This window comes from Streptomyces sp. NPDC096310 (assembly GCF_044763125.1).
Classification (GTDB): Bacteria; Actinomycetota; Actinomycetes; order Streptomycetales; family Streptomycetaceae; genus Streptomyces.
In genome coordinates this window covers 182,473-206,842 of sequence record NZ_JBIWFO010000003.1, presented here as the reverse complement: position 1 = coordinate 206,842, position 24,370 = coordinate 182,473, and the positions used below count along the sequence as shown (strand labels likewise).

20 protein-coding genes and 1 riboswitch are annotated in these 24,370 nt (G+C 73.7%); of the genes, 7 read left to right on the top strand and 13 right to left on the bottom strand.

Going from position 1 to position 24,370, the window contains the following annotated elements:
• Nucleotides 1-65: 65 nt before the first annotated feature.
• Nucleotides 66-701 (bottom strand): ATP-binding protein, encoded by a 636-nt coding sequence (locus tag ACIQ7D_RS09225; protein ID WP_403935434.1) that lies wholly within the window; start codon nucleotides 699-701, stop codon nucleotides 66-68.
• Between the two features lie 217 nt (nucleotides 702-918).
• On the opposite strand from ACIQ7D_RS09225, the gene ACIQ7D_RS09220 reads away from it, so the two are divergent.
• The 3 genes from ACIQ7D_RS09220 (at nucleotide 919) to ACIQ7D_RS09210 (ending at nucleotide 3,337) form a co-directional block, all read left to right on the top strand.
• Nucleotides 919-1,764, top strand: a complete 846-nt coding sequence (locus ACIQ7D_RS09220; RefSeq protein ID WP_403936066.1) for a helix-turn-helix domain-containing protein — start codon at nucleotides 919-921, stop codon at nucleotides 1,762-1,764.
• Nucleotides 1,764-1,988: a DUF397 domain-containing protein gene (locus ACIQ7D_RS09215; protein WP_403935433.1), complete on the top strand. Its 225-nt coding sequence runs from the start codon at nucleotides 1,764-1,766 to the stop codon at nucleotides 1,986-1,988. Before ACIQ7D_RS09220 ends, ACIQ7D_RS09215 begins: the two co-directional genes overlap by 1 nt.
• Nucleotides 1,989-2,329: 341 nt before the next feature.
• Nucleotides 2,330-3,337: a hypothetical protein gene (locus ACIQ7D_RS09210; protein ID WP_403935431.1), complete on the top strand. Its 1,008-nt coding sequence runs from the start codon at nucleotides 2,330-2,332 to the stop codon at nucleotides 3,335-3,337.
• A 10-nt stretch (nucleotides 3,338-3,347) separates the two neighbouring features.
• Here ACIQ7D_RS09210 and ACIQ7D_RS09205 read toward each other — a convergent pair whose 3' ends face one another.
• From ACIQ7D_RS09205 to ACIQ7D_RS09190, 4 genes are all read right to left on the bottom strand, one after another.
• Complete coding sequence (locus ACIQ7D_RS09205; RefSeq protein ID WP_403935429.1) at nucleotides 3,348-4,310, bottom strand: hypothetical protein; 963 nt, start codon at nucleotides 4,308-4,310, stop codon at nucleotides 3,348-3,350.
• 240 nt (nucleotides 4,311-4,550) lie between these two features.
• Nucleotides 4,551-5,555, bottom strand: a complete 1,005-nt coding sequence (locus ACIQ7D_RS09200; protein WP_403935427.1) for an ABC transporter ATP-binding protein — start codon at nucleotides 5,553-5,555, stop codon at nucleotides 4,551-4,553.
• Nucleotides 5,552-8,365: an ABC transporter permease gene (locus tag ACIQ7D_RS09195; RefSeq protein WP_403935425.1), complete on the bottom strand. Its 2,814-nt coding sequence runs from the start codon at nucleotides 8,363-8,365 to the stop codon at nucleotides 5,552-5,554. Before ACIQ7D_RS09195 ends, ACIQ7D_RS09200 begins: the two co-directional genes overlap by 4 nt.
• Before the next feature lies 1 nt (nucleotide 8,366).
• Entirely contained in the window at nucleotides 8,367-11,861 is a 3,495-nt protein-coding gene (locus ACIQ7D_RS09190; protein ID WP_403935424.1) for an FtsX-like permease family protein, read from the bottom strand.
• 177 nt (nucleotides 11,862-12,038) lie between these two features.
• Between ACIQ7D_RS09190 and ACIQ7D_RS09185 the strand changes: the two genes are divergently transcribed.
• Nucleotides 12,039-12,803 (top strand): ABC transporter ATP-binding protein, encoded by a 765-nt coding sequence (locus tag ACIQ7D_RS09185; protein WP_403935422.1) that lies wholly within the window; start codon nucleotides 12,039-12,041, stop codon nucleotides 12,801-12,803.
• A 113-nt stretch (nucleotides 12,804-12,916) separates the two neighbouring features.
• Nucleotides 12,917-13,234 carry a hypothetical protein gene (locus ACIQ7D_RS09180; protein ID WP_403935420.1) on the top strand — a complete coding sequence of 106 codons (318 nt, stop codon included), beginning with the start codon at nucleotides 12,917-12,919 and terminating at the stop codon, nucleotides 13,232-13,234.
• Nucleotides 13,235-13,438: 204 nt separating this feature from the next.
• Here the strand turns inward: ACIQ7D_RS09180 and ACIQ7D_RS09175 are convergent, their stop codons facing one another.
• Nucleotides 13,439-14,911, bottom strand: coding sequence for a DUF445 domain-containing protein (locus ACIQ7D_RS09175; RefSeq protein ID WP_403935418.1), 1,473 nt, complete (start codon nucleotides 14,909-14,911; stop codon nucleotides 13,439-13,441).
• A 143-nt stretch (nucleotides 14,912-15,054) separates the two neighbouring features.
• Here ACIQ7D_RS09175 and ACIQ7D_RS09170 point away from each other — a divergent pair, with 143 nt between their 5' ends.
• Nucleotides 15,055-16,398 carry a GDSL-type esterase/lipase family protein gene (locus ACIQ7D_RS09170; RefSeq protein ID WP_403935416.1) on the top strand — a complete coding sequence of 448 codons (1,344 nt, stop codon included), beginning with the start codon at nucleotides 15,055-15,057 and terminating at the stop codon, nucleotides 16,396-16,398.
• A 188-nt stretch (nucleotides 16,399-16,586) separates the two neighbouring features.
• Here ACIQ7D_RS09170 and ACIQ7D_RS09165 read toward each other — a convergent pair whose 3' ends face one another.
• The 4 genes from ACIQ7D_RS09165 to ACIQ7D_RS09150 all read right to left on the bottom strand — a co-directional run bounded on the left by ACIQ7D_RS09165 (nucleotide 16,587) and on the right by ACIQ7D_RS09150 (nucleotide 20,101).
• Complete coding sequence (locus ACIQ7D_RS09165; protein ID WP_403935414.1) at nucleotides 16,587-17,279, bottom strand: DUF1707 domain-containing protein; 693 nt, start codon at nucleotides 17,277-17,279, stop codon at nucleotides 16,587-16,589.
• A gap of 32 nt (nucleotides 17,280-17,311) precedes the next feature.
• A complete protein-coding gene (locus ACIQ7D_RS09160) occupies nucleotides 17,312-18,301 on the bottom strand; it encodes an ATP-binding cassette domain-containing protein (protein WP_403936064.1) in 990 nt (329 codons plus the stop codon).
• A gap of 101 nt (nucleotides 18,302-18,402) precedes the next feature.
• Nucleotides 18,403-19,239: an ABC transporter permease gene (locus tag ACIQ7D_RS09155; protein ID WP_403936062.1), complete on the bottom strand. Its 837-nt coding sequence runs from the start codon at nucleotides 19,237-19,239 to the stop codon at nucleotides 18,403-18,405.
• A gap of 61 nt (nucleotides 19,240-19,300) precedes the next feature.
• Complete coding sequence (locus ACIQ7D_RS09150; protein ID WP_403935412.1) at nucleotides 19,301-20,101, bottom strand: ABC transporter permease; 801 nt, start codon at nucleotides 20,099-20,101, stop codon at nucleotides 19,301-19,303.
• Nucleotides 20,102-20,568: 467 nt separating this feature from the next.
• Between ACIQ7D_RS09150 and ACIQ7D_RS09145 the strand changes: the two genes are divergently transcribed.
• On the top strand, nucleotides 20,569-23,031 hold the full coding sequence (locus ACIQ7D_RS09145) for a transglycosylase domain-containing protein (RefSeq protein WP_403935410.1): 2,463 nt from the start codon (nucleotides 20,569-20,571) through the stop codon (nucleotides 23,029-23,031).
• A 5-nt stretch (nucleotides 23,032-23,036) separates the two neighbouring features.
• Here the strand turns inward: ACIQ7D_RS09145 and ACIQ7D_RS09140 are convergent, their stop codons facing one another.
• From ACIQ7D_RS09140 to ACIQ7D_RS09130, 3 genes are all read right to left on the bottom strand, one after another.
• Nucleotides 23,037-23,357, bottom strand: coding sequence for a DMT family transporter (locus ACIQ7D_RS09140; protein ID WP_384993431.1), 321 nt, complete (start codon nucleotides 23,355-23,357; stop codon nucleotides 23,037-23,039).
• Nucleotides 23,358-23,391: 34 nt separating this feature from the next.
• Nucleotides 23,392-23,466, bottom strand: a riboswitch (guanidine-III (ykkC-III) riboswitch).
• A 15-nt stretch (nucleotides 23,467-23,481) separates the two neighbouring features.
• Nucleotides 23,482-23,784: a co-chaperone GroES gene (locus ACIQ7D_RS09135; RefSeq protein ID WP_329827408.1), complete on the bottom strand. Its 303-nt coding sequence runs from the start codon at nucleotides 23,782-23,784 to the stop codon at nucleotides 23,482-23,484.
• Nucleotides 23,785-23,923: 139 nt separating this feature from the next.
• Entirely contained in the window at nucleotides 23,924-24,271 is a 348-nt protein-coding gene (locus ACIQ7D_RS09130) for a DUF3618 domain-containing protein (protein ID WP_403935408.1), read from the bottom strand.
• Nucleotides 24,272-24,370: the final 99 nt, after the last annotated feature.

Here is a 24,370-nt window from a genome sequence, read left to right as displayed (position 1 = left end):
GATGGAGGGCTCCGGAGAGTCTGCCCTCTGGGTTCTTCCACTACCTGCTGGTGAGCAGAAATGGCTCAACCCGCCTTGTCCAGCTCCGCCTCGTAGTGCGCCTGGGCGTGGTCCAGGATCGTGTCCGGGTCGCCGCCGTGGGCTGCCAGCCAGTGGAGGAGGTCCGCGATCAGGTGGGTCGCGGATTCTTCTCCCGTGGGCGGTCGGGAGACGTTGAGCCCGCTGAGGGTGCCAGGGAGGTCCTGGTAGGTGTCCAGCACCGTTGACGCTCGGTGGACACGTAGGCGGGGGCCGTCCTGGGGCAGGGGGAGTTCGCACCACACCGTTTTTCCGGTCGCGGTGACCACCGCGCCCCAGTCCATGGACATCGCGGCCAAGAGGTGCAGGCCCCTGCCGCACTCCTGACCACAGTTCTGCGGCTGCCGCGTCGGCGCCTTCTGGCTCGTGTCGTGCATCTCGATGCGGAGTCGGTCCTCCGTCGGCTCCAGGACGAGCGTGGCCGGGGCGCCGGAGCCCACGTGCTTGATCACGTTCGTCGCGAGTTCCGTGACGGCGAGCTGCGCCTCATCCGCGAGCGCGGAGGCGTTCCATCCCCTGAGCTGTTCCCTGACGGTTCGCCGCAGCACGTGCAGTTGGATCGGGGCCGCAACAAAGGGCAGGACGTAACGGGTCCGGAGGGGGGGTTCTCCGTAGCTGCACATGGGTCGTGCTCCCTTCTGCGGCATGCAAGCGCGCACTCAACGAGTCCGCATGGTTGCATTACGTAGCCGCTCGATGGCTAGTATCGCATCGAGAAGTCCCGCTGTGTAACTTCTCACGAAACTCTCCCGGGTGAATCTGTCGACTCGTCAACGTCGGCTCATCACCCTTCGTTGGCTTGCGGTGCCGGTGACCGGCACTGAATGGAAGGCTGTTCCCATGTCAGTGAGGACTACAACGCGGCGTCGTCAGCTCGGCGCGATGATGCGGAAGCTCCGTGCGCGAAAGGGCATGACGTTGGAGGAGGCAGGCCGGCTCGTCGGCGTGTCCAAGGCCACCGTCAGTCGGTACGAAACCCAGGAGGGCCCGGTGAAGTGGCCCATCGTGGACGCCCTCTGCCGGGAGTACGGCGCAAGCGAGGCCGAACGGAACGCCGTGGTCAAGCTCGCCAAGGACGCCAAGCAGCAGGGCTGGTGGGCGCCGTTCAGCGATTCCATTCCCGCGGAGATGAACCTGCTGCTGACGCTTGAGGACGAGGCCACGAGGGAGGACCACTTCTCCTGCCTCTATGTCCCCGGGCTCCTCCAGACCCGCAGCTACAACACGGCTGTTCAACAGGCCAACGAGATGCGCCTCGCCGCTGTCGAGATTGAGCGACTGGTCGACATCCGCATGAAGCGTCAGGAAATCCTGAGCCGCGACAAGCCGCCTCATCTTTGGGCGATCCTTGACGAGTCGGTGATCCGGCGCATGGTCGGGTCACCGGAGGTCATGCGTGAGCAGCTTGGCCGGTTGCTGGAGGCCAATGAGTCGCCGCACATCACGCTCCAGATCCTTCCGTTCACGAAGGGGGCCCACTCGGCAGCCTTGGGAAGTTTCGTGATTCTGGGCGGCGCCGAAGCGTCACTCGACGTGGTCTACGTCGATCTACATGTCGGCTCTGTCTTCATGGAGAAAGACGCGGAACTGGACCGATACCGACTTGCGTTCGACTACCTTCGCGCACAAGCGTTTGACATGGCCGCCTCTTCGGCCATGATCCAGCGAGTTCGCGAGGAGATGTGATGGTTGCGGTGGTCCGGTCCACAGACACTCTTGAGTGGTTCAAGTCGTCCTACAGCGGTGCCAACACCACAGAATGCGTCGAAGCCGCGCACCTGCCCGACTCGACGGCCATACGTGACTCGAAGAACGTCGACGGACCCCGACTCGTCTTCCCGCAGGGCGCGTGGGCCGGGTTCGTCGGTGCGCTGCGGTGCCAAGGAGTCGGCGGGCGGCTCGGGGCTTGAGCTTCGGGGGGCGGGGTGACCGTGAAGCGGGATGGCCGGGCTGGGGCTTTGGGGTTGTTGGTGGGGTCGGGGGTCGAGCTTCGGGGGTCGAGCTCTGCTTGTGAGGATCGGTTGGTTCTTGTTACCCACCCACCCTCCCTGCCCCCGGGTGTTGACTTTTTGTGATCGGGTTGCCACTCGGGGTGAGCAGCGTCTAGCGTGCCCCTGGACGTAAAACAGCCTCCGCCTGGTGTTCGCAGCACCGGACGGAGGCCTGACCGACGAGATCGAAAGAGGCGATCCCCTTGGCTGCTCCGCAGTCTAGTAATGCGTCGACGCGCTTGCACACCGCTTCCCATCCGATGGCGAGTCCTGGGTACGGCAAGCGTTCGGTTGCCGGGCAACCGGGGCCCTCCGCCGATGACTTCGCGCTGCTTCCCGGGCGTGAGGCGGCCATCGCCGGGTTCATCGACCGGCTGCCGGACGGTGCGGACATCTCGGTGAAAGCCCTGGCCAAGGTGATGGACTACGGGCAGTGCGCCCTGCGTACCGCCCTGAACCTCCTGGAGCGGGCCGGGCATCTCCTTCGGCGGCGGGAGTTGGTGGTCGGTCCGGGCGGGGCGCGATGGGTCACCCGTACGTGGTTCTCCCGGGCCGCCCGGGAGGGCGAAGCCTGGACGGCACAGCCTTCCGGTGGTGCCTCCGAGACGGCGGCGGAGACGGAGACGGCGGCGTCAACAGGCCCGGGCGCGGCACCGTCCGGCCCGGCCCCGGCCCCGGCACAGGCACCGGGCGCGGCACCGTCCGGCCCGGAAGCGGCACCGTCCGGCCCGGCCCCGGCCCCGGCCCCGGGCGCTGCCCAGGCGCCGGGTGCGCCGACGAGCCCGGCCCCGGCGCCGGGCGCGGCGCCCGTGCGGCGTGCCGTGCGGTCGCGGGGGTATCTGTTGCTCGCCTCCGTCGGGCGCCGGTGCCCTGCCCTGTCGTTGTCCGCCGCCGAGTGCGCGGAGCTGGAGCCGCTGGCCGCCGAGTGGTTCGTACGAGGGGCCGGTGAGGAGGAGTTGCTGCGGGCCCTCACCGGTGGGCTGCCCGTGCCCGTGCATCATCCGGCCGGGCTCGTACGGTCGCGGCTCACCGCCAAACTGCCGCCCGAGCCGGTGGACGTGCCGGTGGCGCCGGGGCCGGTGGTGGGTGTGGTGGGCATCGTGGAGTGTGCCAACTGCCGGGCGCCGGGGCGGCCGGGGGCTCTGGTCGACGGGGAGTGCGGGGCCTGCCGGGGCGCGCCTGTGACCGTACGGCATCCCGCCGCGCTGCCGCCGGAGCGGGTACGGGTCCGCGTCGCCGAGCTGCGGAGCGCCGCCGCGGGCGGGTAGGCGCGCCACGTCAACGCGAGGGCCTGTGGGTCAGGCGGACCAGCGGTGCGGACGGGGCCGTCCTGGCCAGGGCCGCCCGGAGTGCGGCCAGGAGTTCTTCGGGGTCGTCCCTGAGCTGGGCCGGGGACACCGAGAGGACCGTCAGTCCGTACCGGGTCATGAGGTTGCGGCGGGCCATCGTACGCTCCCAGCCGGCCGGGCTCAGATGCCATTCCCGCGAGTCGATTTCGAGGACGACGGCCGCGTACGGCCAGTAGGCGTCGGGGCGCGCCAAGAAGGTGCCGTCCGGCAGGTACAGGTCCTGGTTCCACAGCGGGTCCGCGATGAGCGCCTCGCGCAGCACACGGCGGGCGTCGGCCTCCGCGACCGAGCGGATCCCCGCGCTCAGGCCCTCCAGCGCCCCTGCGACCCGGGGGTCCCGGTCGCGTCGGCCGGCGCGCAGCGCGGTCGTGAGGTCAGGGAGGGTGCAGCGGGCCCGCTGGACCACTTCGGCCAGCAGGGCCGTCACCTCCGCCTGGCCGGTCAGATACGGGACCGCGTCGGCAACCGCCCTGGTGAGCGTCGCGCAGGGCAGGCGGTGGACCGGCAGCGAGCGGCAGGTCCTGGGCGGGCGGTGGACGCGGACGGCGGAGCGGGCGCGGGGGCTGCGCGGGCGGCGGCCGGGTGGCACGAGTACGTCGACCACCCGCGACCCCGTCGGCGGGCCCACCGCCCGGACCCCGTACAGGGAGAGCGCCGCCGCGCCCGTGAGCAGCGCGCCCTCCCCGGCGTAGAGGAGTGCGGCGCGCAGGCGTTGGCGTGGGCTCGGGGCGCCGGTCTGGAGCAGGACCACCCGGGGGAGGACCCGCTGCCAGGGCCCGCCGGGGGCGCAGCGCCGGGAGATCGTGGAGCTGGACCAGCCCAGGCGGACGAGTTGGGCCGAGGTGGCGAGGCCGTCCTGGGCCGCGAAGTGTGAAGCGGTGTGGATACGCATGAGACAGAGCTGCCCCGCGACACGCGTTGGTCACCCTCTGTGACGAAGGGTGGCGAGAATACGCCAGGAAGGGGCCCCCTGATGGACCGTTGACCGCGCCTCGGGGGACTTTCCGTACCTCCCCCGGCGTGGCGGCCGGTGCGCGCCGCCGCCCACGCCGCCGCCCCGCCCACGCCGCCGCCCCCGCCGCCGCCCCGCCCACGCCGCCGCCCGCGCCGCCGCCGCCCCGCGCCCCGCCGGTCAGGGCGCCTCGGCCTCCCGGGCCCCCGGGGCCCCCGGCGCGGCGTCCGGCCATACCTGGATGTGGTCCTGTTCCAGCTCCAGCAGCACCCGCTGCTCCATGCCCAGCGCCGCCGTGTACTCGGTGGGCAACTGGAGCCTCCCGGCCCGGTCCAGCATCGCGTACTCCCTGGCCACCACCGATTCCTGGCCCTCCGCGTCGATCTCCGTACGGCGCAGGACCTCGGAGGAGGTGCGGCCGTCGCGGATCGCGACCGTACGGCGGACCTCGTTCTCGACCGCCTGGTCGTGCGTGACGATGACGATCGTCGTGCCCAGTTCCTCGTTGGCCCGGCGGAACGCCGCGAAGACCTCCTCGCCCGTCGCCGAGTCCAGTTCGCCGGTCGGTTCGTCGGCGAGGAGTACGGAGGGGGAGTTGGCGAGGGCGACGGCGATCGCGACGCGCTGCTGCTGGCCTCCTGAGAGCTGGTGCGGGCGGCGGGCGGCGCAGTCGGTGACGCCGAGCATCGCCAGCAGTTCCCCGGTCCGCTCGGCCCTCGCCCTCGACGTCCTTGTGGCGCGGGGGGCGCCTCGGCCCCGCAGTTGCATGGGGAGGGCGATGTTCTGGGCGGCCGTCAGATACGGGAGGAGGTTGCGGGCCGTCTGCTGCCAGACGAAGCCGACCACCTCACGGCGGTACTCCAGCCGGACCTTGGCGTTCATCGTGAGCAGGTCGCGGCCCGCGACCCTGGCCGCGCCCGCCGTGGGCACGTCGAGGCCCGCGAGAACGTTCATCAGCGTCGACTTGCCGCTGCCGGACGCGCCGACCAGGGCCATCAACTCGCCTTCCTGGACCGTGAGGTCGAGCCCCTGGAGGGCCTGCACCTCGACCCCGTCCGTGGTGAAGACACGGACCAGCCGGTCGCAGGTGATCAGCGCGTCGTGCCCGTACGAGGGGCGGTCGCGGTGCGCCGTCGCCTGCTGTTCCAGGTCGGTGAGGGTGGGGGGCAGGGCCGGTTCCTTCATCGTGTGTCTCCCGCTCTCAGCTCCGTGTTCGGTCCGCGTCGCTCCGCCCACCACGCCTGCCCGGCGGCCACCGCCCCCGCGAGGACGAGTACCGCGCCCGCCGGGAGCAGCAGGGACCAGCCGTCCGTACTCAGCGACACGCCGCCCGCCGGGGACGCCGAGGACGCCGACGCCACCGCGAGCTGGGCCAGGTCGATACCCGGGGCCAGCAGCCGGATCGTGGCCCAGCCGACGAGGATGCCGCCCCCGGCGGCGAGCAGCGCCTGCGGCAGCGCCTCCAGGCCCAGCAGCAGACGGCCCTGGCGGCCGGTGAGGCCCATGGTGCGCAACCGGGCCAGCAGGGCGGTCCGTTCCCGCGCGGCGTGCAGGAAGGAGAGGAGCAGCGCGATGACCGCGTAGACCGCGCCGGCCAGGACGGCGACGGTGTAGATCCGCTCGGCGCCCGACTGGAGCGGCGACGGGGTGAACGCCGCCCGTTCCTCGGCCAGCAGGGTCACCTCGGCGGCCCGCGCCGCCGCCCGCAGGTCCTTTCCGTTCAGCCGCTCCCCCGTGACCAGCAGCGTGGTCGGTTCGGGCGCCGCCAGCGCCGCCCGGTCCACCAGCAGGAATTCGGTGCGGGGAGCGGCCGGGGTGTCCGGCCGGACCGCGGTGATCCGTACGGTGATCTCGCCCGCCGACGACACGATCCGGCGCGGCCCGGTGCCCAGCCGTTCCGCGGTGGCGGGGGACGCCACCGCGTTCACCGCCCCGCCGGGGCCGCGCGCCGTCAACTCCCCGGCCGGGAACGCCCCGAGGCCCTGGAGCCGGGCGAGGCGGGTGTACGGTCCCGGCTCGACGCCGATCAGGGTGACGGGCTGCCGCGACGAGGCGCCGGCTTCGCCCCCGGCCGCCGGGGCCGGTTCCGCCACCGTGTCGATGCGTACCGGCGTCACCTCCCGTACGCCGTCCATCCGCCGCACCGACCGTTCGGTGCCCGTCGGCAGCGGCACGGCGTCGCCCGGCGTGGAGATCCGGGCGTCCGCCCCGACCGCCAGCACCGCGGCCCGGTCGCGCGCGTCCGTGATGCCCGTCAGGACGGAGCCGCCGAACGCCGCCGTCGTCAGCGCGATGAGCAGCGCCAGCAGCGGCGCCGCCGTCGCCGTGGCGGACGACCGGCCCGCGCGCGCCAGGGCCAGGAACCCGACGATCCCGCGCAGCCGCGCCGCCGGGCGGGCCGCGTACCGCAGGGGCAGCGGGTACAGCCGTACGAGGACGAGCGCGGCGATCAGCGCCACCAGGACGGGGGCCGCGCTCACCAGCAGGTCGCCCGCCCCGCCGGAGGAAGCGGACGAGGTGCCCCGGCGGCGCAGCGCCGCCACCGAGGCGACGGCCAGCAGGAGCAGGGTCAGTTCGGCGACGGTACGGCGGCGGCTCGGCCGGGCCGCCGCGAGGTCGTCGCGCTCCCCGGACGCGCGCGCCCCGCGCAGCGGCAGAACGGCCCGGAGCGGCATCGTCACACAGGCGATCAGTGCGACGGCGCACGCCCCGTACACCGCGGGCAGCAGGCGCACCCCGCTCCCGTCGATCAGGGCCACCGCCGGCAGCAGGGCCGCCCCGGCGGCGGGCAGCGCGATCACGGCGGTCTCGGCGAGCAGCCGGCCGCCGATGCCGGCCAGGGAGCCGCCGCGTGAGCGCAGCAGGGCGAGTTCGGCGGCGCGGCCCGCGGCGATCAGTCCGCCGGCCATCGCCAGGACGACGGCGGCGACGGCGGCCATCCCGAACGCCGCGACGACGACGATGCGCGAGATCGCCTCGCGGGTCGCGAGGTGGTGGCCGGCGATCGCGCCGAGGCGGGTCTCCACGACCGCGTTGCCGCCCGCGACCTCCCGCATCCGCAGCAGGCCGGGACCGTCCTCCAGGGCAGCGGTCCGGCGTACCAGCTCCGGGGCGTCCGCCGCGGTCAACGTGCCGATGGCGGGGGCGAAGTGCCAGTACTTGTGGGCCTCGGTGCGGGTGCCGAGGAGCGCGGGCGCCGCCTCGGGCGCCAGCAGGAGCCCCGCCTCCCAGCGGAACTGCGGCGGCTTGGAGGAGGTGGCGGTCAGCCCCGGGGTGCGCAGGAGCGGTTCGGCGGACCAGTAACCGCCCTTCGGCGCGCGGGGTTCGACCACCCCGGTGATCCGTACGGTGAGCGCCGGGGTCCCGTAGGAATCGCTCAGGGCGAGTACGGTGCCCACGCGCAGCCGCAGTTCACGGGCGGTCGCCGAGGTCACGGCGGCCTCCACCTCCGTCGTGTGCGCGTCCGCGCCCTCCCCGCCCACGGCCGGCAGCCGTCCGCTCCGCACGGTGGCGTGCGCGGCCAGCTCCGACTGCGTGGCGAGGGTGAAGCGGGGCGGGACGGCGTCGGGGCGCGGGAGCCAGCGGTCGGTGCCGGTCAGGGCCTCGCCGGTGCGTACCCCGTACGCCGACTCGGTGAGGTCGGCCCGCAGCGGGTCGGGCAGCCGCGCCGCCGCCTCCCGGTACACGGCTTCGAGCGCCCGGGGACGCATCGCCGCGACCCGGGCGGGCTCCGGCAGTTCCAGGCCCGCCTGGGGAGCGGTCACCCGCAGCACGGTGTCGGTCAGGGGCGCGGCGGCGATCTCGCGGCGCAGCCCCGCGCTCTCGTAGGCGTCGACGGCCCGGGGGAACGCGGCGGCGAGGAAGGCCGTGAGCAGCACGAGCGCCCCGAAGGCGGCGGCCGCCCCGGGGGCGGTGCGCAGCCGTGTCCGAACCCAGGGGGCGACGGCGCGCGCGGTCTTGGCCGTGGCCGTGTCCGGTCGGTGCGTACGCGTCATGTCAGTGGTCCCCCTGGTGGCGGAGCGCGACCGCGGGGTCGGCGCCGCGCCGGACGGCGAGGGCCGCGGTGATCAGCAGGGGCACGGCGGCGACGCCCGCGAGGAACAGGGCCGCCTGGGGCAGCGGGAGTTCGACCAGTACCTGGGGCACCGGGCGGCCGGCGCGGGTGGTCAGCACGGTCAGCGGGACGAGCGCCCAGGTCAGCAGCGCGCCGAGCGCCGTACCGACGGCCAGGCCGATGGCGATCAGCGCGCCTTGTTCCGTCACGACCAGCGTGGCGAGGCCGCGGCGGGGCGCGCCGAGGGCGCGCAGGACGGCGAGTTCGGCGGTCCGTTCGCGCAAGGACGCGGCGGCGGCGACCGCGAACCCCACGGCGGCCAGCGCGGCCGCCGCCAGCGCGACGGCGATCAGCGCGGCACGCGGCCCCTCGCCGAGCGGATCGCCGAGCAGCCCGGCCGCCGTCTCGTCGCGTACGAGCACCTGGCCGGGGCCGGAGCCGCCGTCGTCGCGGTCGCGCAGCGCGGACGCGACGCGCGCGGTGGCGCCTGGGTCGGTGCTCAGCCACCACTCGTTGGGGGTGAGGGCACGGTCGGTGCGGGCGGCGATGACGGCGTTGACGGCCCGCAGGTCGAGGAGGAGCCCGCCGGCGCTCTGCGCGTCCTGCGACGTACTCGCGTCGGCGCCGGCGCCGACGCCGGTATCCGCGTCCGCGTCCGTCTTCCGGTCCTCCGCCGTTCCCGTCGTCGGCAGCTCTCGTACGGCCTTCACGATGGTCACCCGCACCTGCTCCCCCGCCAGCGTCAGATCGACGCTGTCCCCGCGCCGGGCCCCGGTGGCGCGCAGGAAGCCGTCGGTGGCGACGGCCGCGATCCGCTCCGGGGCGGCGGCGCCCACGACATCGAGCCGGACGGCGAAGGAGCCGGCGGCGTAGGGCTCAGAACGCCCGGTCGGGTACGTGACGGTCAGCGGCGCCGTCGTTCCCGGGGCGGTCGCGGAGGAGGCGGAGGCGGAGGCGGTTGGTTTCAGGGCTTTCGGCGCGCTCTCCTCGGCGTCCTCCGTCACCGTGGCGCTGCCGCGCCAGCGCGTCCCGTCCGGTACGGCGACGGGTGCCGGGCGCGCGCCGTCGCCGGCGCCGGTGGCGAGCAACCGCTCGACGGTCAGCCGGTGTTGACCGGCCCCCTGCTCCGGGGCGGTCCCGCCGAGCCGCAGCCCGGTCACGCGCAGCGGCCCGGCTGGGGCGGCGCGGGTGCCCGCCGCGGTCAGGTCGAGGGCGAGGGTGGCGTGGTGGAGCCGGCCGTCGGCGGGCACTTTCCCGGCGCTGAGCCGGTACGGGATGCCGTAGCGGTCCTCGACCACCACCAGGAGGGTGGCGGCGGGGGCGCCCGGCGCGCCCTTCCCTGCCGTGATCCGTACGTCGAGGGTGAGGTGGCGGGTGTCGTCGGGCAGCGCGATCCCGGTACGGTCCCGGTCCCGGCCCCGGTCCCGGCCCTCGGGCTCCGGTAGGGCCTTCGGTACGTGCGCCACCGCCTCCAGCAGGCTCCGCGCGGGCTCGTCCGCGAGGTCCGGGCGCAGCAGCATTCCCTCCTCGGCGTGGGCGGTGTCCAGCGCGAGTACGGTCGCCGTCCGGCCGCCGGACAGGCCCGCGTCCGTACGGTGGGCGGGGGCGGCCTGCCGTACCCCCGGCAGCGCGGCGTAGAGACCGGCCTGGCCGGGGTCGGCGGGCCTGCCGTCCAGGACCCGTACCGAGGCGCCGGTCGCGAAGTCCGCCTGGTCGCGCTGGGACCGGTCCCACGACGCGCTCTGGCCGAGGGCCGGCAGACCGGTCGCCACGGCGAGAACCAGCAGCAGTACGGGCCCGGCGCCGCGCAGCGACCGGCGGCCGAGGCGGTGGGCCGCCAGCGCGCCGGGCAGACCGCGGCCCCGCGCGGCACGGCGCTCCGCGAGCAGCGCCAGCGGAGGCAGCAGCCGCAGCGTGAGCACCGTACCGGCGAGCAGCGCCAGCGCGGGCGCGGCGACCAGCACCGGATCGATACCGAGGCGGCCCTCCCGGTCGCCGCCGAGCACCCCGGTGCCCGTGCCGGCTCCGGTCCTTCGGTCCAACTGCCAGTAGGCCAGGGCCGCGACGAGCAGCAGGGCGAGATCCGCGCCCGCGCGTACCGGTGCGGGCAGGGCGGCGGCCCGGCCGGGCGCCCCGGCCGAGTCGCCCGCCCCCGCCTTCCCGGCCAGGGCGGGCAGCACGACCAGCGCCGCGCAGCAGAGGGCGACCGCCGCCGAGACCGCCCACACCGGCCAGGCCGGGAGGTCACCGAGGCCGGCCCCAGCTCCCGGCCCGTCGCCGCCGGACGCCGGCCCGCGAGCGAGCAGTCCGGTCAGCGGGGCCGCCAGCAGCGGGGCGCACAGGGCCGCCGGGAGGGCCAGCAGCAGCGCCTCCGTCGCGGCGAGGGCGGCGAGCCGGCCGCGCGAGGCGCCGCGCGCCCGCAACAGGCCCGTCTCGCCCGCCCGTTCACCGGCCAGCGACCGGGCCACCAGCAGCAGGGTGTACCCGGCCAGGAGGAGCAGTTGCAGCGCGACGATCACCAGCGTGGACCGGGAGACCAGCAGCGCCCGCTCGGTCCGGTCGAGCAGCGACGGCAGCGAGGTGGAGACCGCGGCGGCGCCGCCGAGCGCCGGTTCCGTACGCAGCCGCTCGGGGACCCGGGTGGACGCGGTGCGCAGGGCGTCGAGCCGGTCGGTGGTGACGCCCCGGTAGTCGGCGGCGGCCAGCCAGCCGGTGGTGAGGGAGGCGAAGCGGCCGGTGGTGAGGAAGGACGCGTCGGTGAGGAGCGGGCCGTAGGTGGTGAAGTCGACCTCGCGGACACCACGCCCGCCGAGGGTGTCGAGCCGCCAGTACGGCTCGGCGGGGTCGGTGGCCTCGTACACGCCGGTGATCCGGACGGTCAGCCGGTCGTCGGTCAGCCGGTCGGTGAGCACGATCCGCTCGCCCGGCGCCAGTTCCAGCCGTCGGGCGGCCGCTTCGGGCAGCGCCACGGGCACGGCCGCTGCGGGGCCGTCGGCGCCGGCCGCCGCGGACGGCCCCGGCAGTTCGCCCGCCACCAGCGTGATCCGGGAGCGGTCCAGGGCGGCGAAGTGCGTCAGGTCCGGCTTGGTCCCGTCGAGCGGCGCCGTGGCCCCCCGGAGCGAGGCGGGCAGCGCGTACGGTCCCGAGCGCTCCAGCTTCCGTACGGTCACGGGCAGCCCGTCGAACGCCTCCCGGGCGCCCCGGGCCACGGCCCGCTGCGCCGCGTCGCGCCCCTTCACCGGGATGTCCGCGCCGACGACGAGCGCGGCGGAGGCGGCGTCCCGGCCGCGCAGCGTCTCGCGCAGCGCCGTGTCCCCGACGGAGCCCGAGAACGCGGTGAGGGAGGCGAGCACACAGGTGGTCAGCACCACCGCGAGCAGCGCGGCGGCCAGCAGCAGCCGATGCCCCGCCGCACGCAGAAGAACGAACCCCGTCACGCATCCCCCGACAACCCGCACGCCCGTCCGGCCGGACCGGCCGCGGCTCGCTTCCCAGGTCTCCCCCGTTGATCCGCGCCCAGCCAAACACAAATCGGGCTCATCTCCTACCCCGTGCCCGCACATACTGTGGCCGGGCCGACAATTCAGAGGCGACGACGTTCGGGGGATGCGCCCATGACGGAACACACCAGCACGCGCGGGACCACCGCGGGGCCGGCCACCGCCGAGCCGGACGGCGGGTCCGGGGGGTCCAGCGGGTCCGGCGGACCGATGGTCAGCGCGGAGGACCTGCACCGTTCGTACGGCACGGGGCCCGCGGCCGTCCACGCGCTGCGCGGCACCTCGCTCACCGTCGCACGGGCCGAACTGGTCGCGCTCAAAGGGCGGTCAGGGGCCGGGAAGACCACCCTGCTCAACCTGGTCGGCGGCCTGGACGCGCCGGACCGGGGCCGGATCGTCGTGGACGGCGCCGACCTGTCGCGGCTCGGTGAGGACGGGCTCCTGGAACTCCGCCGCGACCGTGTCGGCTTCGTCTTCCAGTCCTTCGGTCTGATCCCCCTGCTCACGGCGGCGGAGAACGTGGGGGTGCCGCTGCGGCTGCGCGGGGCCGATCCGCGCGAGCGCGAGGAGCGGGTGGCGCTGCTGCTGGCCCTCGTCGGCCTCACCGACCACGCGGCGCAGCGCCCCGGCGAACTCTCCGGCGGCCAGCAGCAGCGCGTCGCCCTCGCCCGCGCCCTGGCCAACCGGCCGGCCCTGCTGATCGCGGACGAACCGACCGCGCAACTGGACGCCCACACCGGGCTCATGGTGATGGAGCTGCTGCGTACGGTGGTACGGAGCGAGGGCGTGACGGCCCTCGTCGCCACGCACGACCCGCAGTTGCTCGATCTGGCGGACCGGGTGGTGGAGCTGAGCGACGGCCGGATCGTCGAGGGCTGACAGACCGGGGCTCGACTCGGCTCCGGCTTCGGGTCCGTCGCCCGTCTCGTTACGCTCGGTCGTGTCCGCGGGACCCCCGTCCCGGCGGACAGTGACGACGAAAGGTGGCGGCCATGGCGGCGACAACAGCGAGGATCCCGGCGGCGGCCGTGGCGGCGGGCGGGCTCGTCGGCGGGTACGGGATCGCCCGGTGGACGAAGAAGCGTCCCCTCGGCGGGGTCGCGCTCGCCGCCGCCGGGGCCGTCGCCGCGCGCGAGTGGCACCGTACCGGCGGAACGGTGGCCGCGGCGGGGCTGACCACGCTGTACGTCGCCGCCTTCGCCGGATCGCACCCCCTGGCCAAGAAGGTCGGGGCCTGGCCCGCCGTCTTCACCGTGGCGGGCGCGGTGGCCGCCACGTCCTGGGCGGTCACACGGCGCGGCGGCGCGTGACCCGGGTCCGGACGCGGCCAGGGGATCGGTCCCGGGATCGGCTCCAGGGCCGGCTCCGGGATCGGCTCCAGGATCGGCAGAAAAGTTTTTTCGGAGCCGTTGAACACCCCGGTGCCGGGCCGCGTACTTAACGGCAACTCCCCCATGGTGGCTGGGCGCGTGAACGGACGACATGGTCCGGTACACGCGCCCAGCACTTTTTTCTCAGCCGCCCAGCGCGTGCGACACCGTGTAGATCAGCAGGCCGGCCAGCGCGCCGACCACCGTGCCGTTGATCCGGATGAACTGAAGGTCCCGGCCGATGTTCGCCTCGATCTTCTTCGAGGTGTCGGCGGCGTCCCAGCTCGCGACCGTGTCCGAGATCAGCGAGGTGATCTCGCCCCGGTACGTGGAGACGACATACGCCGCCGCGTCCTCGATCCACCCGTCGACCTTCCCCTGGAGCCGGTCGTCCGTCACCAGCCGGCCGCCCAGCGAGAGCAGCGAGGCGCGGGCCCGCAGCCGCAGCTCGCTGCGGTCGTCCTCGGCCGCCGAGATGATCATTCCGCGTACGGAGGACCAGGCCGAGGCGATGATGTCCTGCACCTCGGGGCGTGCCAGCAGCTCCGACTTCAGCCGCTCGACGCGCGCCCGGGTCTCCGTGTCGGACTGGAGGTCGGCGGCGAAGTCCCGCAGGAAGCGGTCGATCGCGCCACGCGCCGGATGCGTCGGCATGTCGCGCATCTCGGTGACGAAGCGCACCAGCTCCTTGTAGACGCGGTCCCCGATCCTGCGGTCCACGAACCGGGGCGTCCACCCCGGCGCCCCGCCCTGGACCGCGTCCATGACCGAGTCCCCGTGCTCCGCCAGCCAGTCGTGCGCCCGCGCGCAGATCAGGTCGACGGCCCGGTGGTGGGCGCCGTCCGCGACGATCTTGTCCAGGGTCTTCCCGATGCCGGGCGCGATCTCCGCCGCGTCCGCGCGCCGGGTGATCGCCTCGCCGACCACGGCCTGGACGTCCGAGTCCCGCAGGACGGTCAGGGCGCCGCGCAGCGCCGTGGACAGCTCGGCGGTGACCCGGTCGGCGTGGTCGGGCCGGGAGAGCCAGCCGCCGAGCCGGCCGCCGATGCCCAGGGCGCGCAGCCGGGCGCGTACGACATCGGCGGAGAGGAAGTTCTCGCCGACGAAGGAGCCCAGCGAGGCGCCGAGCTGGTCCTTCTTGTTCGGGATGATCGCGGTGTGCGGGATGGGCAGGCCGAGGGGGTGCCGGAAGAGGGCCGTCACCGCGAACCAGTCGGCCAGCGCGCCGACCATGCCTGCCTCGGCCGCGGCGGCGACATATCCGGCCCAGGGGCCCGCGCCGGAGTTCTTCGCCCAGGTGGCGAGGACGAAGACCAGGGCGACGAAGAGGAGGAGGCCGGTGGCGGTGGTCTTCATACGGCGCACGCCGCGCCGCTTCTCCTCGTCGGCGGCCGTGTACGAGAAGCCGGGCAGCCCGGAACGGCGACCGGCCGCGCCCCGGGGAGCCCCGCCGGCGGACGTACCGGAGGCCCCGGACGTACCGGAGGCCCCTGAGGCCCCAGTGGTCCCGGAGGTCCCCGCCGTCAGCCCATTGCCCGGGGCCCCGGCCGGAGTCCGGCCCGGAGTCCGCTCCGCCCCCTGCCCCGGGTCCGTATTATCCGGATCCGCACGTTCCATCCGCTCCACCCGTCCCCGTACGCCTCATGACTGACCCGCTCGTACACATTGTCCCTTCCTCTCGTACTCCCGGGGCGCACGTCGAGTTCCCGGCGCGATGCCGGATGATTGTTCTGTACAGAGGGGCGAGGGGATACGGGGCCATGAACAGACATCGCGGATTTGCCCTGCTCGGGGGGCTTGTGGGGGTGGTCGCGCTGGTGTGCGCCGCCATATTCGGCGCGTACGGCCTGCTGGACGCCGGCTCGTCCGCCGGTGCCGGTCGCGACAGCGTGAACGGTACGGCCGCCACGAGCGGTACGGGCGGGCCGCGCGGCCAGAACCCGCCGCCCGGCCGGGCCGCGCCCGCCTCCGCCGACGCCTGGACCGGCACCTGGGCCACGGCTCCGGCCGGGGTCGAGACCCGCGCGCCCTACGGCCACCCCGGGCGTTCCATCCGTAACGTCGTGCACACCAGCATCGGCGGCAACAGCGCCCGGGTCACCTTCTCCAACCTCTACAGCCCCCGCGCCCTCATGATCGGCCATGCCTCCGTCGCGGTCGGCGCGGGCGGGCCCCGCGCGGTCGACGGGACGCTGCGGCAGCTCTCCTTCGGCGGCCGGCCGGCCGTGACCATACCGGCCGGCGGGCAGATCATCAGCGACCCGGTGGCGCTGCGCGTGCCGTACGACGGTGATCTGCTGGTCACGCTCTACACGCCGGTCGCGGGCGGGCCCGTCACGTACCACCCGTCCGCGCTCCAGACCTCGTACCTCGCCGACGGCGACCGTACGCAGGACTCCTCCGGGGCCCCGTACACCGAACCGAGCAGGGTCTGGCGCTATCTGACCGCCGTCGACGTCCAGAACCGCGAGTCGCGCGGGGCCGTGGTCGCCTTCGGCGACTCGATCACCGACGGCGTGGGCTCGCGCACCGACGCGAACAGCCGCTGGCCGGACATCCTCGCCGACCGGCTGCGCGGCCGGAACATCGGTGTCCTCAACGAGGGCATCGGCGGCAACACGGTCCTCCAGGACTCCGTACGGGACCGCAAGGGCGCGAGCGGCATCTCCCGCTTCCGGCGCGATGTCCTCGACCGCGCGGGGGTGCGGACCGTCGTCATCGACCTCGGCGTCAACGACATCCTGCGCGGCCAGGAGCGCGACCCGGCCAGGATCACCGCCGGCCTCAGGGAGCTGACCCGGCAGGCGCACGCGCGCGGGCTGCGCGTCATCGGCTCGACGCTGACGCCGTTCGGCGCGCACCGCGGCTACAACGCGGACACCGAGTCCGTACGGGAGCGGGTCAACGCGGAGATCCGCGCGGGCCGGGTCTTCGACGACGTCGTGGACTTCGACCGGGTGGTGCGCGACCCGTACGCCCCCCACCGGATCCGGCCGCTGTACGACGCGGGCGACGGCCTGCACCCGAGCGACGCCGGGTACCGGGCGATGGGCCGCGCGCTCAGCCTGGACCTGCTGGAGAACAAGGCGCCCGCCGCGCTGTAGCGGGGAGGGGAGGGGCGGGTCGGGAGGACGCTCGAAGGGCCCCGAAGGGCTCCGCCCCCGCGGCGACGGGCGTCCCAGCGGCCTGCGGGCACTCCTGCGCCTTGCGACTACGGGGCGCCCCAGCCGCTTACGGGCGCCCCGGTGCCCCTGCGACTACGGGCGCCCGCGCGGCTACGGCCGCCCCCGCCTCACTCCAGCTCTCCGCGGTCCGTCTTCTTCTCCAGCCGCAGGCGCTTGCGCTCCTCCTTGAGCCTGCGCTTCTCCGCCTCCCGGACCTTCCGCTCCACCCCGACCCCGCCCATCAGCGCGAACCCGGTGACGATCACGCGCGGCGAGCCGGGGCTCACCGCCGCGTCGTCGCGCCCCGCCTCGCCGAAGCCGCCCATCAGGCCGAAGCCCCTGACCTCGACGTCCAGTTCGGGCGGGACGGTGACATGGACCCCGCCCATGATCGTGAAGCAGCGGATCACCACATCGCGATCCGCGAACCGCGCCTCGCGCAGATCGATCTCGCCGCCCGCCTGGAAGACGACCGCCGTGAACTTCCGGCCCACCGTCCACGTCCCCTTGCGGCCGAAGCCGCCCCAGAACGCGAACGCGCCCTTGGACGTGGCCGGTTCGCGGCCGACGCGGTCGACCCAGATGCCCGGGGCGGCGTCCCGGTCGGCGGCGCGCACGACGTCCGTCGTCGTCCCCGGCTCGGGCAGATCCCGGACCAGTGGCACCAACTCGCCGTGCGTACGCGCCTGGTAGGCCACGCCGAGGCGCTCGTCGAACTCCTCCAGCGTGAGCCGGCCCTCGGCCATCGCCTCCCGCAGCCGCTCAGCCACCTGCTCACGCTCGGCGTCGGAGGCACGCGTCTCAGGCCGTTCACTCGTCATGGGAGCAGAGTAGCCACCCCCTGAGGTCCACGTCACACGGCTGATCGGTCCGCGTACATCTTGGCGATCACCGACTCGATGTCGGGCTCCCGTACGGAGAGATCCACCAGCGGATACTCCGCCGCGATCCGCGCCACCAGCGGCGCCGCGGACTCCGCCGCCGGGAACGCCAGCCACTGCCGCGGCCCCTCCACCTTCACCACCCGCGCGCCCGCCGCCACCGCGTCGATCGGCGGCAGCTCACGCTCCAGGTCGACGACGAGGATCCGTTCGCTCCTGCCCACCTCGTGCAGCCCGCCGAGCGCCCCGTCGTACAGCAGCCGCCCGTGGTCGATGACCATCACCCGCCGGCAGAGCTGCTCGATGTCGGTCAGGTCGTGGGTCGTCAGCAGCACCGTCGTGCCGCGCTCCTCGTTGAGATCGCGCAGGAACTGCCGCACCTTCGCCTTGGAGACCACGTCGAGCCCGATCGTCGGCTCGTCCAGGTACAGCACCTCCGGGTCGTGCAGCAGCGCCGCCGCGATGTCACCGCGCATCCGCTGGCCGAGCGAGAGCTGCCGTACGGGTACGTCCAGCAGCTCCCCCAGGTCCAGCAGGTCCACGCACCGCTCCAGATTGGTACGGAAACGCTCGTCGGGGACCCGGTACATCCGGTGCATCAGCCGGTACGAGTCGATCAGCGGCAGATCCCACCAGAGCGTGGTGCGCTGCCCGAAGACGACCCCGATCCGGTGCGCCAGCCGCGTACGCTCGCGCGACGGGTCGATGCCCGCGACCCGCAGCCGGCCGCCGCTCGGGGTGAGGATGCCCGTGAGCATCTTGATGGTGGTGGACTTCCCGGCGCCGTTCGGGCCGATGTAGCCGACCATCTCCCCGCGCTCCACCCGGAAGGTGATCCCGTCGACCGCCCGCACCTGCTGCTTCTCGCGGCGCAGCAGACCCGTTCTGCGGCGGACGTCGAAGACCTTCTCCACGCCGTCCAGCTCGATGAAACCCGACGCGTCACCGCCGCCCGTCACCATCCGTACTCCCTCTTCCGCGTTGTCGTTGCCGTCGTCATCGTCATCGTCATCTTCCAAGTCACCGACATGGCTGTGCCGCTCCCCAGCCGGACGCACCCGGATCAGCTCCCCGTACTGCGGTACGCCCGCAGCCCCGCCCGCCACGCCAGCCCCGCCAGCGCGCAGCAGCCACAGGCGACGACCGGCGACAGGAACGCCGCCGCGTCCGGCAGCCCCAACGGGTCCTCGCGGCCCAGCACGTACAGCGCCGGGAGCCAGTTGACGAAGGCCAGCGGCACCACGAACGTCACCCCGCGCACCAGGTCCTTCGCGAAGACGGTCGGCGGGTACTGGAGCAGCGTCGTCCCGCCGTACGTGAACGAGTTCTGCACCTGCGCGGCGTCCTGCGCCCAGAACTGGAACGCCGCGCCCGCCACGAACACCGAAGCGAAGATCGCCGCGCCGCTGACCAGCATCAGCGGCACCATCAGCACCCGTACGACCGTCCAGTCGATGTCCACCGCGAGCAGCGCGTACCCCAGCACCAGCAGGCCCTGAGCGATCCGGCCGAGCCGGCGCAGCGCGAACCGGTCGGCCGCGACCTGCGCCAGTACGGGGACGGGCCGCACCAGCAGCGTGTCGAGCGTGCCGTCCCGCACCCTGCGGCCCACCCGCTCCATCGAGCCGAGCAGCAGATCGGCGAGGCCGAAGGCGGTGCCGGCCGTCCCGTACAGAAAGGCCACCTCGGGCAGCGTGTAGCCGCCCAGGGCGTCCACATGGGTGAACATCAGCAGGATCGCCACGAAGTCGAAGGCGGTCGCCGCGAAGTTGCCGAACGCCGTCATCACGAAGGACGCGCGGTACGTCATCGTGGAGCGCACCCACATGGCGACGATCAAGCCGTACGCCCGCAGCCCGTCCCACAGCGCCGCCCCGCGCGAGGCCCGCGGAATCCACAGCTCCGCCGCCCGGTCCTGCGCGTCCCCGGCGCCCGTCACGGGCCCCTCGGTGAACGTCTCGTCAGCCACCCTGGACCACCACCCTCCTCGTCGCCACGGTCTGGAGCAGCCGCCCAGCCGTCAGCAGCCCCGCCGCCCAGCACGCCTGGAACGCGTACGCCCCCACCAGGTCCCACCCGGTGTGCCGGCCGAGGAAGACGTCCGCCGGGATCTGGAGCAGCGAGGACCAGGGCAGCGCCCGCGCGATCTCCCCCAGCGCCCCCGGGAAGAGGGTGAGCGGCAGCGTCAGCCCGGAGAAGAACGTCCCCGCGAGGAACGAGATCTGCGCCACGCCCGCCCCGTCCATCAGCCAGAACGCGGAGAGCGCCACGAGATAGCGGAGCGCGAAGCTGACGACCACCCCGAGCGCCACCGCCACCAGGAAGGCCACCCAGACCAGCGGCGAGCCCGGCATCGCCAGGTCGAAGGCGAGCGAGCCGATCACCATCGGCACGATGCCGCGCCCCAGCAGATGGAAGAGCGCGCGGCCCAGATCCCCGGCCAGCCACCAGAGCTGGAGGTCGGCGGGACGGTAGAGGTCGACGGCGATGTCGCCGTTACGGATGCGCTCCATCAGCTCGTCCTCGAAGCCCCCTCCCAGCATGGCGCAGGTCATCAGCAGCGCCTGGCCGAGCCATACGTAGGTGACGGCCTGGGAGAGGTCGTAACCGCCGAGTTGCGGCCGTTCGTCCCAGAGCGCGGTGTAGGTGTACGCGACGATGAAGCCGAAGACCGTGTTGGTGAACGTCCCGGCCACGGTGGCCACCCGGTACGTCGCGTGACGCCGGAACCCTCCCGCGGCCACCGTCAAGTAGAGCCGCACGAGGGCCCCTTTCTCTCTGGTCGTTTCTCTCCGGGCGTTCTCTCGCTCGCCAAAGCGCATGACCCTAGACGAGTCATTCCGAAGTCCCGTCTGCGGGGAGGTGCCATGCACGCACATCCGCGGCGTTGTCGTCACTCAACGACGCTCCGCGTCGCTTCCCTCCTCCGCCTTGCGGCTGCACGCACCTGACACCTCCCCGCCCGCCCCAAGGGGCGGACGACGCTACTTCGGAATGACTCGTCTAGTACCGCGCGGCCGGCCGCCGCGACCGAATATCCGGTGCCGTCCCAACCGGCTGTCCGGTGCCGCCGCGCCGTGGCGCCGCGCCCGCCGTCGCGCCTGTAGCCGTTCTGGCCGTGTTTCATAGGGCTGCGCAGCGTTTCTTATGCCTGCGTTACGAATGGCCTGATACGACACCGTTATGCCGGAGAGTCATCCTTCGGCCACGGCCGAGGAGTCCCACGCACATGAACGACGAGCCACAGCGGCCGCCGCAGCCGGCCGAGGAGCAGGCCGGGAAGCAGGCCAAGCGGCTGAGGCGCCGCCGTACCGGCCCGCGCAGGCTCCTCCCGACCTGGCGTATGACGCTCTGCGCGCTCCTGTTCTGCGCGCTCGCCCTCATCGGCGGCTTCGCCCTCGGCTACAAACTCGTCGACATCCCGGCCGCCAACGCCGCGGCCACCGCCCAGTCGAACGTGTACCTGTACGCGGACGGCACGCAGATCGCCCGCGACGGCGACATCAACCGCGAGAACGTCCGGCTCGCCCAGGTGCCCAGGACCGTCCAGCGGACCGTGCTCGCCGCCGAGGACCGCGGCTTCTACAACGAGCCCGCCGTCGACCCGCAGGGCATGATCCGCGCCGCCTGGAACACCGCCACCGGCAAGGGCACCCAGGGCGGCTCCACCATCACGCAGCAGTACGTCAAGAACTACTACCTCGGCCAGGAACAGACGATCACCCGCAAGGCCAAGGAGTTCTTCATCGCGATCAAGCTCAACCGCGAGCAGACCAAGGAGCAGATCCTCCAGGGCTATCTGAACACCAGCTTCTTCGGCCGGAACGCGTACGGCATCCAGGCCGCCGCACAGGCCTACTACGGCAAGGACGTCGAGGACCTCACCACCGCCGAAGGCGCCTATCTGGCCTCGCTCCTCAACGCGCCCAGCGAGTTCGACGTCGTCCTCCACCCGGACAACAGGCCCGCCGCCGTCGCCCGCTGGAACTACGTCCTCGACGGCATGGTCAAGGAGAAGTGGCTCACTCCCCGCGCCCGCGCCACGCTGAAGTTCCCCACGCCCCGCGCCATCAGGCCCGCCGCCGGCGGCCTCTCCGGACAGCGCGGCTACCTCGTCCAGGCCGTCGGCGACTACCTCACCGGCCACCGGATCATCGGCGCCGACACCCTGGCAACCGGCGGCTACCGAATCACCACCACCCTGGAACGCAAAAAGCAGAACGCCCTGGTCAAGGCCGTCGACCACCAGGTCACCTCGCAGCTCGACAGCTCCCGCCCGGCCGACCGCAACGTCCGCGTCGGCGGCGCCTCCATCGCCCCGGGGACCGGCCACGTCGTCGCCATGTACGGCGGCGTCGACTACACCGAGCAGTACGTCAACAACGCGACCCGCCGCGACTACCAGGTCGGCTCCACCTTCAAACCGTTCGTCTTCGCCGCCGCCGTCCAGCACGGCTCCCGTACCCAGGACGGCCGCCGCATCACCCCCAACACCGTCTACGACGGCGACACCGGACGCATGGTCGAGGGCCCCGGCGGACCCACCGGCTACGCCCCCGACAACGAGGACGACACCGACTACGGCCCCATCACCGTCAGGACCGCCACCGACAAGTCCGTCAACGCGGTCTACGCCCAGCTCGCCGAGGACGTCGGCCCCGCCACCGTCAGGAACACCGCCGTCGCGCTCGGCATCCCCGCCGACACCCCCGACCTCACCGCCTCCCCCTCCATCGCCCTCGGCCCGGCCACCGCCAGCGTCCTCGACCTGACCCAGGCGTACGCGACCCTCGCCCACCACGGCGAGCGCACCCCGTACACCCTGGTCGCCAAGGTCACCAAGAACGGCGCGGACATCGCCCTGCCCGCGCGGACCACCACCCGGGCCGTCAGCCGCGAGGCCGCCGACACCACCACCGCCATGCTGCGCGGTGTCGTCAACGGCGGGACCGGCACCGCCGCCCGGACCGCGGGCCGCCCGGCGGCCGGCAAGACCGGTACGGCGGAGGAGGACCGGGCGGCCTGGTTCGCCGGATACACCCCGAATCTGGCCACGGTCGTCGCCGTCCTGGGCGCCGACCCGAAGACGGCCCGGCAGAAACCGCTGTACGGGGCGCTCGGCCAGGCCCGGATCAACGGCGGGGGCGCGCCCGCCCAGATCTGGGGCGAGTACACCGCCACCGCCCTGCGGTCCACGCCCGTACAGGGCTTCGACCTCCAGGTGGAGCCCGGCTCGTCCGAGACGGCGCCCCCGGACCAGCAGGGGTCGCGGGAACCTGGCACGGGGGACAGCGCCTCGCCGCGCCCCAGCGGCCGGGGACAGAACCAGGGGCAGACCCAGGGACAGACCCAGGGGCAGACTCAGGGGCAGTCACAGGGGCAGTCACAGGGCCGAACGGGTGGCGCCACCACCACCGGCTCCACCGGCGGAGGCCAGAGCCGGCCCCCGGGCCAGGGCCGGCCGACCGGCGGTACGGACGGGGCCGGCGGCGGTACGGCGGCCACCGGCGGCGCGACGACGACCGGCACCACCGCCGAGGGACCGCCCGCCGGCGGCGCCGGGGACACCGCGGGCGGGGAAGGCACCGGCGGTACGGGCGGCGCCGGCGCCCCGGACGGCATGAACACCACCGGCGGCGCGGCGGGCCAGGGCCCGCCGCCCACCCCGCACCAGGCCCCGGGCAACCTCTAGACGAGTCAGTGCCCGGAGGTCGCCTTCAGCCCCACCACGGCCACCACCAGCAGCACCACGAAGAAGATCCGGGCGGCGGACGCCGGCTCCCCCAGCACCACCATGCCGAGCACCGCCGCACCCGCCGCGCCGATGCCGACCCACACGCCGTACGCCGTACCGATCGGCAGCGTCTTCGCCGCCTGCGCCAGCAGCACCATGCTGACCACGATCCCGGCACCCGTGAACACGCTCGGCCACAGCCGCGTGAACCCCTCGGTGTACTTCATCCCGATCGACCAGGCGACCTCGACCAGACCCGCGACGACCAACAGAACCCACGCCATGACGGCACCTCCGGCACAGAAAGCACGGACAACAGGTGCGTCGTCTTTCGATTAACCCGGTACGGCGCGTCTCGTCGGGCTCCCCCAACGTAGCAAACAGAGGGGAGCCCTACGGACAAAGCCCTTACAGATAGAGCCCGGTGGAGTCCTGGGACCCTTCGAACCGGTCGGCGGCGACCGCGTGCAGATCGCGCTCCCGCATCAGGACGTACGCCACCCCGCGCACCTCGACCTCGGCACGGTCCTCGGGGTCGTACAGCACCCGGTCCCCCGGTGTCACCGTACGGACGTTCTGGCCCACGGCGACCACCTCGGCCCAGGCCAGCCGCCGGCCGACCTCCGCCGTCGCCGGGATGAGGATGCCGCCGGACGAGCGCCGCTCGCCCTCCGGGATGTCGGTCCTGACCAGCACGCGGTCGTGCAGCATCCGGATGGGCAGTTTGTCGTGTTGGCTGGGGGAGTTCTCGCTCACGTCCCAGAACCTACCTGCCCGCGGCGCTCCCGTACGCCGGAGGGGTGACACGGGCCCGCGGCGGGAACCACCACGGATCCCGCCGCGGGCACGGTCACTTCTTGCGCCGCTTCACCGTCCCGGACGCCCTGGCCGGCCGGCCCGCCATCACGAGCAGCCCCACGACGCCCACCGCGAGCAGCGCCACCGGCACCACCCGCTCCAGCCGGGGCCCGCCGTCGTCACCCACGAACGACGCGCGGACGCCCGCGACCGTCCTGTTCACGGCGACGAACGCCCGTCCCGCCGTCTGGTCCACCGTGGAAGCCACCCTGGCCTTCGCGTCGCCGACGATCGTCCGCGGGTGCACCCGCACCCCGATCTCGTCCAGCGTCTCGGCGAGCTGCCCGCGCCTGCGGACGATGTCCGCCTCGATCTGCGCCGGGGTCCTGGAATCCGACACCGCGCTGCCTCCGTCGTCGTGTCCGGTAGTCCTTGAACGACAGTCTGTCAGCTCCGCTCCCACCTCACCCGACGGCACCCCCGATTACCCTCGGGCCCG